This is a genomic window from Archangium sp. (assembly GCF_036389735.1).
Classification (GTDB): Bacteria; Myxococcota; Myxococcia; order Myxococcales; family Myxococcaceae; genus Archangium.
Window position 1 is genome coordinate 1 of sequence record NZ_DASVWK010001035.1, and the last position, 15829, is coordinate 15829.

Below are 15829 nucleotides of genomic sequence, written 5' to 3' on the forward strand. Positions count from 1 at the left end.
CTGCTGACGGCGGTGGTGGGGGAGCACGGGTCCGTGTTCGCCCAGGTGGGGGACGGGGCCATCGTCGTGCGCCGGGGCGGGGACTACGTGCCCGTCTTCTGGCCCCAGGTGGGCCAGTACGCCAACAGCACCTGGTTCCTCACCTCGCGCGACATGGAGCAGGTGCTGGAAGTGACGTGCGGGGAGCCGGTGGACGAGCTGGCCGTGTTCACCGACGGGCTGCAGATGCTGGCGCTCCACTTCGCCTCGCGCTCGGTGCACCGTCCCTTCTTCGAGTCCCTGTTCTCCACACTGCGCGAGGCCGCGCGCCCGGAGGAGCTGGTGGTGCCCCTGCGCACGTTCCTGGACTCGCCCGCGGTCAACGCGCGCACGGAGGATGACAAGACGCTCGTGCTCGCCCTCCGGGAAGGCTGCGGGTAGAGCGTGTCGCGGTCGCTGCTCTTCAACTCGCGAGGTGAGCGGATCTCCCTGGGCGCCGAGCTGGGCCGCGGGGGCGAGGGCGCGGTGTACTCGCTGCCGGGCGCGCCCCAGCGCGTGGCGAAGGTGTACCTGTCGGCGCCTCCGGAGGAGCGGGGCCAGAAGCTACGGTGGATGGCCGCCCAGCCGCCGCCGGGTGTGGAGAAGCTGGCGGCCTGGCCGCTCGAGGTGCTGCACGAGGGCGGTGCCGGAGGTCCGGTGCGCGGCTTCGTCATGGCGCGGGTGAGCGGCTTCAAGCCCATCCACCTGCTGTACTCCACGGCGAGCCGCCGCAAGGAGTTCCCCACCGCGGACTGGGCCTTCCTGGTGCGCACGGCGCTCCACTGCGCGAGCGCCTTCGAGGAGTTGCACGCCGCCGGCCACCGGGTGGGGGACGTCAACGAGAGCAACCTGCTGGTGTCCCCGCTGGACGCCACGGTGCGGCTGATCGACTGCGACTCGTTCCAGATCCGAGCGGGGAGCCGGGTGTACCGCTGCGAGGTGGGCGTGCCGCTCTTCACGCCGCCCGAGTTGCAGGGCCAGGCCTTCGCGGGGCTGGAGCGGACGGACTCGCACGAGGGCTTCAGCCTGGCCGTGCTGCTCTTCCACCTGCTCTTCCTGGGACGCCATCCCTTCACCGGCGTCTTCACCGGGCAGGGGGAGATGACGCCGGAGCGGGCCATCCGCGAGTTCCGCTTCGCCTACGGGCGTGACGCGAGGGCGCTGCGGATGGCGCCACCCGCCATCCACCTGCCGCTGGCCACGCTGCCCCCGGAGCTGGTCGGGCTCTTCGAGCAGGCCTTCGCCCCGGAGGCACCACGGACGGGGCGGCCCGGGGCCACGGCGTGGCGCCAGGCCCTGCAAGGGTTGGCGCACTCGCTGCGCCCATGCCCCCAGGTGTCCACGCACAAGTATTCGCAGCACCTGGGGACCTGCCCATGGTGCGAGCTGATGGCCACGCACCGGGTGGCCTTCTTCACCGCGCCGGGAAACCAACCGCCAGGACCGCTGGTCTTCACGTGCGGCTTCCCGGACATCGAGCCGCTGTGGCTCGAGTCGCAGCGGCTGCTGTCACCGAACCTGGTGACGCCGGCGCCGACGGGACCGCTCCCCGCGCCGTCGGAGCAACTGCCGAAGGATGTCCAGGACGAGGTGGACGGGGTACGGCGGGCGAGTCTGGCCATGCGGGTGGGGGGCCTGCTGGCCACGGTGGGCTGGTGGGTGCTGCTGTTGGCGTCCTGGAAGGTGGCGCGGGTGGTGCTGGTGCCGGCGGGTGCCCTGCTGGCGAGTGCCTCGGTGCTGTGGTGGAAGGCCCGGAGGGACTTGCGGCTCCCGGCGTTGATGGCCGAGCAGCGGCGGCTGCTCCAGCAGGCGGAGCCGGGCCTGGCCGCGGCGCGGGCCGAGTACGCGCGCTTCCAGGAGGAGCTGAGCCGGCTGTCGGAGCGGGCGCTCCAGCCGTTGCTCGGGTTGAGGGAGGAGTACGGCAGGCTCCAGCCGGAGTACGAGGCCGAGCAACAGAAGCAGCTCCAGCAGCGTGAGACGCTCCAGCGCGAGCAGTTCCTGCGCGACACGCTCATCGAGGATCAGGAGATCAAGGGCGTCAAACAGGGGTTGAAGGCCAACCTGGTGCGCTACGGAATCGAGTCCGTGCACGACGTGCTGAAGGAGGACGTGACGCAGGTGCCGGGCTTCGGAGCGGTGCGCTCGGCGAAGCTGGTGGCGTGGGCGAAGGAGGTGGAGAAGGGCTTCCGGTTCGATCCAGGCCTGGCGGTGAGCGAGGCGGAGCGGCGGGCCTTGAGCGCCCACTTCCAGCAGCGCAAGGTGTCGTTGCGGTCGAGGATGGAGGCGGAGGTGGCGCGGCTGCGGACGTGGTCGCAGGAGCAGGTGAAGCGCTCGGGGCAGCTGGCGGCGAAGGTGGAGAAGGCCCAGCAGTTGAAGACGAAGGCCACGCTATGGCTGCCCGTGACGCCTTCGGCGGTGGAGGCCGCGCTGAAGCCGCCCGTCTGGGAGGACCGGCGCTACGTACTGGGACTCGTGGCGGCGGTAGCGCTCGGAGGGCTGGTGGGACTGGTGACGAGGGGCACGGGCGCAACGGAGCCCGAGCCCGTGGCCCCCCCTCCGGTGGCGCGGGAGTAGCTGAAAGCGCGGGGCACTACCCCTGGAGTTGGAGCTCCGTCACCCAGCGGGCGGACTCGTCGCGCACCTCGACGGTACAGGTCCCCACCGAGCGACCTCTCACCGAGAACGCCGGGTTCAGTCCCTCAACGAAGGTGGCGCTCGCCGCGTACTCCGACGACAACGGCGACGAGTCCGGCATGGTGGCATGGGCGATGTCGCAGATTCCCGGCGTCTTCACCGTCCCGGACCACGTTCCTCCTGGAAGCCCACAGAGGTTCCCGGCCATTCGTCGTCGCCGTCCACGGCCTCGCCGCTCAGCCCACCGCCGGGGCTGCGGCCAAAGAGTCGGTTGTTGCAGATCGCCACCAACGTCTGGCGCCCGACTCGTAACGGCTCGGCTGGGCCCAGAGCAGGCCCAGGGCCTCCTCCAACGAGTCCAGGTGGGTCCCAGATGGCGCGGGGACTTCCGCGCCGGGCTCACCGCGGCGCCAGCTGCTCGAGCGTCTCCGGGGCGATGAGGCCGAGGCTCCTCAACCGGGAGACCGTGGACGGGGACACGCAGTTGCCCGTTTCCGTCAACTCGAAGCGCAGCGGATTGAAGTTGACCATCATCCCGGTGCGCAGCCCCGCCTCGCTGCCGTGCGTGTCACCGATGAACTCGAAACGCTGCACCGGGCCATTTCCCGCCGAGAAGATGTCGGGAGTCAGGGTGGTGTCCGTATAGGCGAAGCAGGTCGAATGGGGCGGGCACGTACCGTCCTCCGAGGAGGGGACGAGCAGGTCCGTCACGCGCCATCCTGGCTCCGGAACATAGAGCTGATCCGTCCGGCTGCCCTTGACCGTGGTCCAGTCCGCTCGGGTCTCCCTGGCCGACATGAAGAACTCCGCGCTCACGGAGGTGCCCTTGTTGATGAGCCGCACCCGCGCGTTCACGTCCGGCCCATGGCCCTGGAAGTCCGCGTCACCACCCGTGCTGGCCCCGGGCAGGAGACCGTCGGCGAGGCCCTTGGCGTCCGTGCCAGCGCCGTCGACCTTGGGCGGGATGAAGTGCATCGCCATGGGCTGGTGCGTCACCACCTGCCTGCGGCAGAGCGACGTCTCTGGCTGAATCACCGAGATCGTCGAGAGCTCCTGGCCGGCCCACTTGATGATGAGCCGCTTGCTGGACGAGGTGATCGGCACGCCCGTGCTGCCTCCGAGCGTGAGCGTCATGTGGTAGTGCGTCGGGAGATTGACCATGTCGCTCACGTCACGCAGCTCGTCACCGTCCTGCAGCAGTACCTGGAGGGAGCCGGCATCCAGGTCGTAGCCGTAGAGCTCGAGGCGGTTCAGCCGCCCCTGCGCGATGAGCGTACGGTCGACCGCGAGGGGGATGACCGAGCACAGCTGAGGCTCGAGCGAAGGGACTGGCTCTCCCAGGTAGTCGGCCTTGATGCGAAGCAAACCCAGGCGCACCCGGTTCACCACGAAGTCGGTGTCACAGCGGATCTCCGCACTGGTCGCGGCGATGCCCCGGTAGAGCAGGTCGGAGACCTCGTTGCGCAGGGTGGATTGGGTGTCGCTGACGAGCTTGGCTTCCGTCTCCTTGAGCACCTTCTGCCAGTCGGCCGAGTTGTTCTGGAGACCGACGATGCCCTCGTCGAGGATGCGCGTCGTCCGTTCGATGCCCATATCGGCGGTGGCATCCAAATCCGAGAGGGCCGAGCAACCCACGACGAAAATGACGAGCGCCAGCAGCGAGGCGCCGAGCCGTCGGTTGAATTCGTGAGTGCGCAGTGAACCCTCCAATGAACGTGTCGGTAGACCCCAGTGAACAGGATGGGAGGGTTTGGATTCCCAGGGCTCACCCGCTCGCTGATTGGCTGGTCCTTGGGTTGACGAGTTGTCAGCAATCCCCGGCTCCCGCCGTCATGACGGGAGTGTGCCCTGGCCGCCGACGGAGAGGAGTGCGCGCACGGCCAGCACGGCGAGCACCACCGCCAGCGAGAGCAGGGTCAGGAGCACCACCACGACCCCGACGACCCACGCACGGCTGGCGCGGGTGGTGGTGTCGGGGGCCGCCAGGTGCGCCTCGAGGAGGCGCACGTTGCGCACGTTGGCCTTGAAGGCCGCGTCGAAGACATCGCCGAGGAAGGGGACCGCACCCACCAATGCCTCGAGCGCCACGTTCCCCACCATGCGCACCAGCACCTCGCGCGAGGCGCCCAGGCGCACCGCCTGCAGGACGATATAGGTGGAGAGCACGGCGCCCGCCGCGTCGCCCACGCCCGGAATCAGGCCGAGCACGGCCTCCCACCCGATGCGGAAACCTCCCGGCAGCGCAATGGAGGTGTCCAGCGACCGCGCCAGGCTGCGCACCCGCGCGAGGGCGTCCTGCTCGGAGGAAGGGCTCATGGTGCCCGAGTTCACCACACCCCAAGGGTCTTGCCACTAGCGTGGGGAGGTGGGGGCCTTGGGAGCGGGTGGTGGCGCGAGGTGCGCGTCGAACCACGCCACGGTGCGGCGGAGGCGGTCGCGCTGGTGCTCGGGCTTGCGCAAGCCGTGGCCCTCGTCCGGGTAGACGACGAGCTGCGTCTCCACGCCCAGCGTCTTGAGGGCCTTCCAGAATTCGAAGCCCTGGGAGGCGGGCACCTCGGAGTCGCGCTCGCCGTGCACGACGAGGGTGGGCGTGCGCACCTGCTTGATGAAGTTGATGGGCGAGCTGCGCGCGTAGAGGGCGGGGTCGTCGTAGACGGAGGCTCCGAAGAAGGGGAGCATCCACGTGTCGATGCGGTTGGTGCCATAGTAGCTCTGCCAGTTGGAGATGCCGGCACCGGCCACGGCCGCGCGGAAGCGCTGCGTCTGGGTAACGGCCCACATGGTCATGAAGCCGCCGTAGCTCCACCCGGTGAGGCCCAGGCGGGCACCGTCCACGGGCTCGCGGACGAGCACCGCGTCCACCCCGGTGAGGATGTCGCGCAGGTCGCCATGGCCGAAGTCGCGGCGGTTGGCCTCGGTGAAGGCCTCGCCCTGGCCGAAGCTGCCACGGGGGTTGGGCAGGAAGACGTAATAGCCCTGGCTGGCGAGCAGCAGCACCTGCTGGGAGAAGGCGGGCGCGGAGGCTCCGGCGGGGCCGCCGTGGGCGATGGTGACCATGGGGGCGCGAGCGCCCTCGGGCAGGCCCGGCGGGACGATGAGCCAGCCCTGCACGTCGAGCGCATCGCTCTTCCAGGAGAGGCTCTTCACGGTCACCGCGGGGCTCTTCACCTCGGCATTGCGGCGGGTGAGGGGCACCCAGGCGCCGACGGGGCCGGCGAGGACCTCCGGAGGCTGGGAGTAGGACTCGCGCAGCACGGCGCTGGTGACCCCATCTCGCGCGAGCGACAGGCCCGGGCCACTGCCCGCGGAGATGCGCTCGGGGCCCTTCCAAAGCACCGCGGGGGTGCCGCGCGCCGGGTGGACGGAGAGGACGGCGAGCTCCCCCTGGGCGTGGGCGGTGAAGAGGAGCTTGTCCGGGGAGGGCCAGTGGAGCTGGGTGGCGCTGGCCTTGAGCCCGGGGGTGACATTGCGCGGCGTGCCTCCGGTGGCGGGGAGGACGAAGACATCACCACCGTTGACGCCCTCGTCGCTCATGAGGCCCTCGATGAAGGCGAGCTGCTTGCCATCGGGGCTCCAGGTGGGTTCGGCCAGCTGGAGGCGCGGGGTATGGACCACGCGCGAGGCGCCCGAGGCGGAGTCGAGGGTGTAGAGCTTCGCGGTCCACCAGTTGGCGTCCCCGGGCGGAGGCGAGGCGATGAAGGCGAAGCGCTTGCCGTCGGGGCTCCAGGAGAACTCGTGGACGAAGAGGTTCGCGGGGGAGAGGACACGCAGGCGCCCATCCGCGGCGCTCACGAGGGCGATGCGGCGCGCGGGGGCATGCTCGTCGACGACACCGGTCTGGCGTGAGGCGGGGCCGGTGGGACCCTTCTCCTCGGTGGTGCCCTCGATGACGAGCACCGCGAGCGACTTCCCGTCGGGAGACCAGCGCGGGGTGGAGAGACTGCCGTGGAAGGCGGTGAGCCTGCGGGCGGTGCCCGTGGTGGCATCGGCGACGTGGAGCTGGGGCTGCTTCTTGTCCGCGACGTTGGAGAGGAAGGCGAGCTGCTTCCCCTCCGGAGACCAGGCGAGGTCGTGCTCGTCGAAGAAGGAGGCCTCGGCGGAGGCGGAGATGCGGCGCGGGGAGGCCCCGGGGAGAAAGGCGGAGAGCCTATCGCCAGGAGCCCTCCCGAGAGCATCCGCGCCAGAACAAAGCGCCCCCTCCCCTCTGGTCATCCCCCCGTGTCTCCCATTAGGCCACGGGTCCATGGACACACCCAAGGTAGCAGCGGTGGTGGGAGTGGGCCCTGGCCTGGGAGCGGCGCTGGCGCGTCGCTTCGCCCGAGAGGGATACGCCGTGGGCCTGTTCGCCCGGAGCGAGTCGAACCTGCACCCGGTGCGGCAGGAGATCGAGAAGGCGGGAGGCCGCGCGGGCCTCTACCCGGCGGACGCGACGGACGAGGCGTCCCTGCGTTCGGCCTTCGCCAGGCTGCGAGCGGATCTCGGGGCGCCGGAGGTCTGCATCTACAACGCGAGCACCTTCACGATGGGGGGCCTGCTGGAGCTGAGCCCGGAGCGGTTCGAGTCCGCGTGGAGGATTGGCTGCATGGGGGGCTTCCTGACGGCCCGCGAGGTGGTGCCCGCCATGCTGGAGCGAGGGAGCGGCACGCTGCTCTTCACGGGGGCCACGGCCGCGCTGCGAGGCGGGGCACGCTTCGCGGCGTTCGCGGTGGGCAAGTTCGGCCTGCGGGCGCTGGCGCAGTCACTGGCGCGGGAGCTCGGGCCGCGCGGCATCCACGTGGCCCACGTGGTCATCGACGGGCAGATCGGCACGGGAGGCGAGGCGCCGACGACGCTGTCACCCGACGCCCTCGCGGAGACGTACTGGCAGCTGCACCGCCAGCACCCGTCGGCGTGGACGCAGGAGCTGGACGTGCGCCCCGCGCCGGAGAAGTTCTAGGCGCGCTTCGTCATGTCGAAGAGGGCCCGGGCCTGGGGGCCGAGGAAGCCGTCGAAGCCGGGCGAGCGCTGGGCGATTTCGAAGTAGGCGTAGGGCCACTCGCGCGTGCGGCCGTCCTGGAGCCGGATGGAGACGGGGGCCGCGCGGGTGGCCGTCTGGCGCAGGACACCGCCGGGCTCGCCCTCGATGTCGCTCTTCATGGGGACGCCGGCCTCGCGCATCCGCCGCTGCCACACCTCCACGTCATCCACGGAGCCGGTGAAGTGGTTCACCTTGCGGCCGAAGGCCAGCAGCCACGCGCCGTACTGGGACTCCTTCTCCAGCGCGAGCAGCGCGGACTCCTCGGGCGGGGGCGGAGCGGAGAACCAGTCCGCGAGCGCCTCGATGGAGTCGGGAGGCGGCGGGTCCACCGGGAGCGCGGACACAATCCGCTGGGCCTCGGGCGAGAGCCTGTCGGCGAGGAGCTCGGAGATGAAGACGCGGGGGAGCCCCTCCGGATGGGACATATAGATGGCGGACAGGTGGGTATCGGGGAAGGTGTACTGGCCGGCGGCCTTCCAGCCGAGGCGCTCGAAGACGCGGGAGAAGAGCGCGATGCCCCCACCGGGCCGGGCCAGCGAGCGGAGGGCGACGTGGTCATTGCGGAAGCCGCCCCCGGAGAGCTCGACGAAGGTGCGCGCGTAGGGCACCTCGGCGGCGTAGCGTTCCCACAACAGGTCCAGGAGGCGGGTGGCGTCAGGGCTCATGGGCGCACTCCATAGCCCAGAAGCCGGCCCCGCTCACTTCGAGCGTCGCTGCGAGAAGAGCCAGGTGCTCACGGCCTCGTCGAGGTACACCGTGTCGAAGATGTCGTGCCCCAGCCCGGACAGCTCGGTGTAGCGGATGGAGGAGCTGCCGGCGGCCTTGAGCTGCTCCACGAGGGAGCGACTCTCGGTGACGGGGGCGACGGTGTCCGCGTCGCCGTGCCACAGCCAGAGGGGCAGGGCCTTGAGACGCGCCACCGCCGGGCGGTCCGGGTGACGCCCCGCCACGGCGAGCACCGCCGCGAAGCGATCCGGGGAGCGCGCGGCGAGCTGCAACGCCCCCTTCGCGCCCATGGACTGGCCGGCGAGGTACACCTGCTGGCGGTCCCCGCCGTACTCGACGAGGGTGCGCTCCAACGCCTCGAGGACGAAGTCGGCCACCTCGCCCGTCCAGTCGCGCTCGGGCGGACACTGGGGCAGCACCAGCAGGGCCGGGTAGCGCTCGGGGTGCATCTGGGCGGCCTCGGCGAGGCTCTGCTTCCGGGGCCGCAGCCCGTCCGTCCCGCGAGAGCCCGCCCCGTGCAGGGCGAGGATGACGGGCCAGGCCCGGCCGCGGCGGTAGCCCGGGGGCAGGTACACCGAGTACTGGAAGGTCTCGCCGCGCACCGAGAGCGTCTTGGCCACGAACGAGCCGGGAGCGTCACCCGGAGCTGGGGGTGCCCCCGCCTCCGGAACCCCCGCCAGCAGCCATGCCACCAGTGCTATCGTCGCCGTGCCCATGGGCCCTCTCGTGTTCCCGCCCAGGTTCTGTCGCGGGGTCGAACGGAGTGGCCAGGGTAGTCATCTCCCCGAGCGGACGGCATGTGGTCGGTGAAGAGCAGGCCGCCAAGGGTTGCGTTTCCATCACCCGGGCCTTGCAACTGACCGCACAGGTGGGAAACTCCGGCTGCGCGCGTCCTCGGGATTCGACCTTGGAGGGGTTTTGCGTCCCGAGGACGCGCGCGGCCTTCGACTTCACGGGTGGGACACGCGACGTCCACCCGTTATTCACGGGCAGCAAATAGGAAAAACCGGAGTGGAACGCCAGCCCCCGCTTCACGCGGCCATCAGCGCCCCTTGAGTGCGCCCATCAGTTCGGCTGATTCCAGCGGGATGGCGCTATTAGCCTACACCATGAAATGCTGTGTGCCTGCCGGAGTCCGCGCTCCTACCGACGGTCGGACATCATCCGACCGATGAGGAGCAGCACGAGGGCGCCGACAATGGCGCCGAGGAAGCTGCTGGGCTGAAGCACGCGCCAGCTCCCGCCCCGCAGCATCGAGGCCAGCAAGCCACCCATGAACGACCCGGCGATGCCCAGCAGCGTGGTCGAGATGAAGCCCATCGTCTGCCGGCCCGGCATGATGGCGCGGGCAACCAGTCCCGCGACGAACCCAAAGATGACCCATCCACACAGACCCATGGCACCCTCCGCGCTCGCGCTGAGATGAGACCCCAGTCTGCATGAGCTACGCCCCCCGGGCGAACTCCATTGCAACTGGTCCAATGGTTGTACCAGTGCGCGAGGCTCGCGCCCGGGAGGCCCTGCTCAAGGCTGACCGGCCGCCACCTCGCGCAGGCTGGCCTCCACTCCGTCGAGCAGCTCGTCCAGCGCGGCGTCCGGGATGTTGAGCGCGGGGGCCACGTACACCGTGTCTCCCAGCGGACGCAGGTACAGCCCGCGACGCCTCGCCGCCTCGTACACGCGCCAGCCTCCGCGCGCCAGGTACCCCCCGCCCCCGAGGTCCACCGCCCCCACCATTCCGAGCGCCCGGGGCCGCGTCACTCCGGGAATGGTCTCGGCCATCCGCTCGAAGGCGGCCTTCACCTTCGGCGCCTTGCGCGCCACCTGCCCCAGCACGTCCTCGTCCCGGTACACCGCGAGCACCTCGCGCGCCACCGCCGCCCCCAGGGGGTTCCCGCAGTACGAGTGCCCGTAGTACAGCGCCCGCTCGCGCCCCCCGCCGAAGCCCGCGAACACCCGCTCGGTGGCCAGCGTGGCCGCGAAGGGCATCAACCCTCCGGACAGCGCCTTGGCCAGACACAGCAGGTCCGGCACCACCTCGGCCAGGTCGCACGCGAAGCGCGCCCCCGTGCGCCCGAGGCCCGTGAAGACCTCGTCCGCGATGAGGAAGGTGTCCACCGCCCGCGTCGCCTCGCGCACCGCGCGCACGAACTCGGGCGCGTACACCCGCATGCCCGCCGCGCCCTGCACCACCGGCTCCAGGATGACGGCGGCGATCTCCTCCGGGTGCTGGCGCAGCGTGGCCTCCACCTGGGCGAAGGCCCGCTCCCAGCCCTCGGGCTCCGCCGGGGATGGCACGTGCACCACGTCGAAGAGCAGCGGCCCGAAGATGTCGCGGAACAACCCCACCCCGCCCACACTGGTCGAGCCAATCGTCTCGCCGTGGAAGGCGCCCGAGAGCGTGATGAAGCGCGTGCGCCTGGGACGCCCGTTCTGCGCCCAGTACTGCGCCGCCATCTTGATGGCCACCTCCACCGCCGTGCTCCCGTTGTCCGAGTAGAAGACGCGCGAGAGCCGCTCCCCGGCGGGGACGTCCGAGCGCTCGGCGCCCGGGGCCAGCGCGACGAGTTCCTGGGCCAGCCGTGCCGCCGGCTCGTGCGTCACGCCCGCGAGCGAGGTGTGCGGGAAGGCGCCGGCCTGCTCGGTGAGGGCACGCACCAGGCGCGGGTGCCGGTGTCCCAGCGTGGACACCCACCACGAGCCATTGGCGTCCAGGTAGCGCGCGCCGTCCGCGTCATGGAGGTAGGGGCCCTCGGCGCGCACCACCACCAGCGGGTCCGTGCGGGCGATGTACTCGTCCATCGCCGTGTACGGGTGCCACACGTGCCGCTTGTCCAACGTGACGATGTCCGCCCGCTCCATGCCAGTCATTCCTCCCGATGCGCGGCCCTCCCTACCATGTGGGAGGACGATGCGCTCGCGGAGCGGGAGGGGCCCCGAGGAGCCCCTCCCCTGCCCGGGTCACGGCGCGGCGGCGGGAGCCACCTCGTCGTGCGACGCGGTCGTCCGCTTCGCCTCACCCCGCAGCTTCTGCACCAGCACGTACAGGCCCGGGATGAAGACGGAGTTGACCACGGTGGACACGAGCATTCCGCCGAAGACGGTCGTCCCCAGCGAGCTGCGCGAGCCGGCGCCAGCGCCCTCCGCCGACATCAGCGGCACCACGCCCAGCAGGAAGGCGATGGAGGTCATGAGGATGGGCCGCAGGCGCACCGTGGCGGCCTCCACCACCGCGTCCACCACGCTCTTGCCGCTCTCGCGAAGCTGCTCGGCGAACTCCACGATGAGGATGGCGTTCTTGCTGGACAGGCCCACCAACATCACCAGTCCCACCTGGCAGAAGACGTCGTTGGCGAAGCCTCGCGCCACCTGGAGCCCCAGCGCCCCCAGGACGGCCAGGGGCACCGAGAGGATGATGACGAAGGGCAGGCTGAAGCTCTCGTACTGCGCCGCGAGCACCAGGAAGACGAAGAGGATGCCCAGGGCGAAGATGATCAGCGTCTGCCCGCCGCTCTCCTTCTGCTCGAGGCTGATGCCGGTCCACTCCGCGGCCATGCCCTGAGGGAGCTGCTGTGCGGCCAGGGACTCCATCGCCTCCAGCGCCTGACCCGAGGAGACGCCCGGGGCGGCCTGACCGTTGATCTCCACGGCCCGGAAGAGGTTGTAGTGGCGGATGACCTGGGCGGAGACGGTCGGGTTCACCGTCACCAGCGACTCCAGCGGAATCATCGACCCGCTGTCCGTGCGCACATAGAAGGCGCCGATGTCCTGCGGGCTGTCGCGGAACTGCTGCTCGGCCTGGACATAGACGCGGTAGGTGCGGTTGGCGTAGTTGAAGTCGTTGACGTACTGGCTGCCCATGTAGACCTGCATCGTGCCGAACACCTGCTCGAGCGGCACCCCGAGCGCCTTGGCCTTCTGCCGGTCCACCTCGACGTCCAGCAGCGGCGTGTCGGCGTTGAAGGTCGTGAAGACGCCGCGCAGCTGGCCATTGGAATTGCCTCCCGCCACCACGCCCTGGGCGGCCGAGGCCAGGTCGTCCAGCGAGCGGCCGCCGGCCGTGTCCTCGACGATGAACTGGAAGCCACCCACGCTGCCCACGCCCCGGATGGCGGGGGGCTGGAGGGGCATCACCCGCGCCCCACCAATGGCGCCGAGAGGCCCGCGCAGCCGCTCCACCAGCCCGGCCACCGACTGCCCCTTCCCGGCCCGCTGCTCCCACGGCGCGAGGGGGACGAAGATGGTGGCGTAGTTGGGTCCGGTCCCCTGGAAGGAGAAGCCACCGATGGCGAAGATGGCGCGCACCTCCGGCTGGTCCTTCAACACCGCCTCGGCCTCGGCCAGCACCTTCTCCGTCTGTCCGAGTGCCATGCCCTCGGGCCCCTGCACGGAGATGATGAGGTAGCCCTGGTCCTCGTCGGGGATGAAGCCGGTGGGTGTCGAGCGGAAGAGCAGCACCGTGGCCCCGATGCACAGGAGGAAGGCCCCGAGGATGATGAGGGGACGCGCGAGCAGCACGCGCAGCCACCGCCCGTAGACGTCCTTCGTCCAGTCGAGCCCCCGGTCCATCCAGCGGAAGAAGATCCACTTCTCGCCATGGTGGTGCTTGAGCAGCCGAGCGCTCAAGGCCGGCGTCAGGGTGAGGGCGCAGAAGGTGGACAGGGCCACCGACGCGGCGATGGTCAACGCGAACTGGCGGTAGATGGCGCCCGTGGTGCCCGGGAAGAGCGCCACGGGGACGAACACGGCCACCAGCACGATGGAGATGGCCACCACCGCGCCGGCCACCTCCTTCATGCCCTCACGCGCCGCCTGCATCGCCGACAGGCGCCGCTCCGTCATCAACCGCTCGATGTTCTCGATGACCACGATGGCGTCGTCCACGACGAGGCCCGTGGCCAGCGTCAGGCCGAAGAGGGTGAGCGTGTTGATGGAGAAGCCCATCAGGTAGACGAAGGCGAAGGTGCCCACCAGGGACACGGGCAGGGTGAGCGCGGTGATGAGCACGCTGCGCCAGCCATGCAGGAACAGGAAGATGACGAGGATGACCAGCGCGATGGCCTCGATGAGCGTCCGCACCACCTCGTGGATGGAGGCGCGCACCGCGAGCGTGGTGTCGTTGCCCGTCTTGTACTCCAGCCCCGGGGGGAACTGCTGGGAGAGCCGGTCCATCTCCTTGATGACCCCGTCGCGCACGTCGAGCGCGTTGGCGGTGGGGAGTTGGAAGATGGCGAGGCCCACACCCGTCCTGCCGTTGAAGCGCAGGAGCGTCCCGTAGTTCTCCGCGCCGAGCTCCACCCGGCCCACATCCCGCACGCGCACGAGCTTGCCATCGGTGTTGCGCAGCAGGACGATGTCCCCGAACTCCTCGGGCTCGATGAGCCGGCCACGGGCCCGCACCGCGAGCTGGTAGGGCTGCTCGTCCTTCGACGGGGGCTGGCCCACCTGGCCCGCGGCCACCTGGAGGTTCTGCTCCTGGAGCGCGCGCACCACGTCCTGGGGCGTGAGGCCACGGCTGGCGAGCTGGGTCGGGTCCAACCACAGGCGCATGGAGAACTTGCGCTCGCCGAAGATGCGCACGTCGCCCACGCCGCGCACGCGCTTGACGGCGTCCTTCAGGTTCACGTCCGCGTAGTTGCTGAGGAACTTCGCGTCGTAGCGGTCGTCCGGGCTGGAGAGGGCCAACGTCAGCAGCATCTGATTGGAGGCCTTGTTGACCACGATGCCCGACTGGTTCACCTGCGCGGGCAGGCGCGAGGCGGCGCGGCTCACGCGGTTCTGCACGTCGACGGCCGCCACCTCGATGTCGCGCGTGGGCTCGAAGGTGACGGTGACCTGGCTGGTGCCGTCGTTGCTGCTGGTGGAGGTGATGTAGCGCATGCCCTCCACGCCGTTGAGCTCCTGCTCCAGCGGGATGGTGACGGCGCTCTCCACCACCTCGGCGCTCGCGCCCACGTAGTTGCTGGTGACGGTCACCTGGGGCGGCGCCAGGTCCGGGTACTGGGCGATGGGGAGGGTGGGAATGGCGATCGCCCCCACCAGCGTGAGCAGGATGGAGCAGACGGCCGCGAAGACAGGCCTGCGGATGAAGAAGTCGACGAACACGGCGTTTACGCTCTCAATCTCTCAGTGGATGGCCCCGGTGGCGACTCCGCCACCGGAGGGCGCCGCCTCGGCACGGGGCGCGGGCGTGCTCTTCACCTTCACGGGCATCCCATCTCGCAGCGCCTGGAGCGAGGAGACGGCCACCCGGTCCCCTTCCTTCAACCCGCCCTCCACCACGTAGGCCATCTCGCCCAGCGCGCCGAGCGTGATGGGCCGGCGCATCACCACCGTCTTCCCGTCCTTCTCCTCGAGCACGAGGGCGAAGGGCTGGCCGCTCTGGCGCACCACCGCGAGCGCCGGAAGCTGAAGGGCGTTGCGGGTGGAGTAGACGAGGCGCGCCCGCACCAGCTCGCTGGGGCGCAGGCCGATGGTGTTGCGGAAGGCGGCCTTCACCTCCACGAGCTGGGTGCGGGGGTCGGCCTGCGGGGCCACGAAGAAGAGGGTGCTGGAGATGAGCACCTTCCCCTGCGCGTCGAGCACCTCGAGCACCGTGTCGGGCTTGAGCGCGCGGGCGCGCGTGGAGGGCACCGCCACGCTCACCTCGAGCACATCCGCCTGCGCCACGCTGGTGAGCGACGTGGTGGCGCTCACGAAGTCCCCCACGCGGACGAGCACGTCGCCCGCGGTGCCGGCGAAGGGCGCACGCACCACGTGGTACTGGAGCTGCACCTGGCGCTGCGCCACCTGGGCGGCGGAGGAGCGCGAGGCCGCCTGGGCCGCGTCGACCTGGGCCTGGGCACGCTCCATCTCCTGGGCGCTCGCGAGGCCCTCCTTATAGAGCGCCTCGGTGCGGGTGAGCGTCCGGCGCGCCAGCTCCAGGTTCACCTCGGTGGAGTTGTGCTGGGCCTCGGCGCTGTCGAGCGCGGCCGTCTCCTCACGCGCGTCCACCTCGATGAGCGGCGTGCCCTCTTCCACCTTCTGGCCGGGACGCACGTGGATGCGGCGCACATAGCCCGCCACCTGCGGCAACACGTTGATGCTCTGCCGCGACTGGAGCGAGCCCAGGTACTCCCCGGTGTCACGAACCTCCTTGGGGGCGAGCGTCACCACCTCCACTTCGCGAGGAGGAGGAGCGGCCGGGGCCGCCGGCTTCCCCGAGCAGCCCGCCCACATCGCCACGCCCCACACCGTCATCATCAGCGCCTTCAGGGGGCGCACCCGCTTCACCAGTCGCACCGGGCCTCCGTCAAGAATGCGTCCAGGCGCGCCTGGACAAGCTCGAACTCACGCAGCGCCAGCGCCAACTCCGCCTGCCGCAGGGCCGCGCCGCTCTGCACCAGCTCGAGGCTGCTGCCGCGGCCCACTTCAAAGGAGCGGCGGGTGAGCTGG

At 70.5% G+C, this 15829-nt stretch carries 13 protein-coding genes and 1 pseudogene; 3 read left to right on the forward strand and 11 right to left on the reverse strand.

The genetic code is table 11. The annotated features are described in order from the left end of the window. Both VF794_RS36925 and VF794_RS36930 read left to right on the forward strand, forming a co-directional pair. Nucleotides 1–420: protein phosphatase 2C domain-containing protein (locus VF794_RS36925; RefSeq protein ID WP_331117914.1), on the forward strand; the 420-nt coding region annotated here is incomplete at its 5' end. Nucleotides 421–423: 3 nt separating this feature from the next. After that, nucleotides 424–2592 (forward strand): hypothetical protein, encoded by a 2169-nt coding sequence (locus VF794_RS36930; RefSeq protein WP_331117916.1) that lies wholly within the window; start codon nucleotides 424–426, stop codon nucleotides 2590–2592. 16 nt (nucleotides 2593–2608) lie between these two features. Here the strand turns inward: VF794_RS36930 and VF794_RS36935 are convergent, their stop codons facing one another. The 4 genes from VF794_RS36935 to VF794_RS36950 form a co-directional block, all read right to left on the reverse strand. Continuing rightward, nucleotides 2609–2812 (reverse strand): hypothetical protein, encoded by a 204-nt coding sequence (locus tag VF794_RS36935; RefSeq protein WP_331117918.1) that lies wholly within the window; start codon nucleotides 2810–2812, stop codon nucleotides 2609–2611. Between the two features lie 239 nt (nucleotides 2813–3051). Next, on the reverse strand, nucleotides 3052–4362 hold the full coding sequence (locus VF794_RS36940) for a hypothetical protein (RefSeq protein ID WP_331117920.1): 1311 nt from the start codon (nucleotides 4360–4362) through the stop codon (nucleotides 3052–3054). Nucleotides 4363–4482: 120 nt separating this feature from the next. Beyond that, entirely contained in the window at nucleotides 4483–4968 is a 486-nt protein-coding gene (locus VF794_RS36945) for a DUF4112 domain-containing protein (RefSeq protein WP_331117921.1), read from the reverse strand. A gap of 36 nt (nucleotides 4969–5004) precedes the next feature. Further along, entirely contained in the window at nucleotides 5005–6864 is a 1860-nt protein-coding gene (locus VF794_RS36950; RefSeq protein ID WP_331117923.1) for a S9 family peptidase, read from the reverse strand. A 31-nt stretch (nucleotides 6865–6895) separates the two neighbouring features. Between VF794_RS36950 and VF794_RS36955 the strand changes: the two genes are divergently transcribed. Then, on the forward strand, nucleotides 6896–7588 hold the full coding sequence (locus VF794_RS36955) for an SDR family NAD(P)-dependent oxidoreductase (RefSeq protein ID WP_331117924.1): 693 nt from the start codon (nucleotides 6896–6898) through the stop codon (nucleotides 7586–7588). On the opposite strand, the gene VF794_RS36960 is transcribed toward VF794_RS36955, so the two are convergent. The 7 genes and pseudogenes from VF794_RS36960 to VF794_RS36990 all read right to left on the reverse strand — a co-directional run. Continuing rightward, on the reverse strand, nucleotides 7585–8334 hold the full coding sequence (locus VF794_RS36960) for a DUF1338 domain-containing protein (RefSeq protein WP_331117926.1): 750 nt from the start codon (nucleotides 8332–8334) through the stop codon (nucleotides 7585–7587). The two genes, VF794_RS36955 and VF794_RS36960, sit on opposite strands and share 4 nt — an antisense overlap. 33 nt (nucleotides 8335–8367) lie before the next feature. Next, nucleotides 8368–9111: an alpha/beta hydrolase-fold protein gene (locus VF794_RS36965; protein ID WP_331117928.1), complete on the reverse strand. Its 744-nt coding sequence runs from the start codon at nucleotides 9109–9111 to the stop codon at nucleotides 8368–8370. A 427-nt stretch (nucleotides 9112–9538) separates the two neighbouring features. Continuing rightward, a complete protein-coding gene (locus VF794_RS36970; protein ID WP_331117930.1) occupies nucleotides 9539–9793 on the reverse strand; it encodes a GlsB/YeaQ/YmgE family stress response membrane protein in 255 nt (84 codons plus the stop codon). 126 nt (nucleotides 9794–9919) lie between these two features. Then, nucleotides 9920–11257: an adenosylmethionine--8-amino-7-oxononanoate transaminase gene (gene bioA, locus VF794_RS36975; RefSeq protein WP_331117932.1), complete on the reverse strand. Its 1338-nt coding sequence runs from the start codon at nucleotides 11255–11257 to the stop codon at nucleotides 9920–9922. Between the two features lie 99 nt (nucleotides 11258–11356). After that, nucleotides 11357–14500 (reverse strand): multidrug efflux RND transporter permease subunit, encoded by a 3144-nt coding sequence (locus tag VF794_RS36980; protein WP_331117934.1) that lies wholly within the window; start codon nucleotides 14498–14500, stop codon nucleotides 11357–11359. A gap of 21 nt (nucleotides 14501–14521) precedes the next feature. Further along, a complete protein-coding gene (locus tag VF794_RS36985; RefSeq protein ID WP_414641010.1) occupies nucleotides 14522–15667 on the reverse strand; it encodes an efflux RND transporter periplasmic adaptor subunit in 1146 nt (381 codons plus the stop codon). Next, nucleotides 15664–15829 (reverse strand): annotated as a pseudogene (locus tag VF794_RS36990) (TolC family protein); the annotation flags it as partial. The gene VF794_RS36985 and the pseudogene VF794_RS36990, both read right to left, overlap by 4 nt.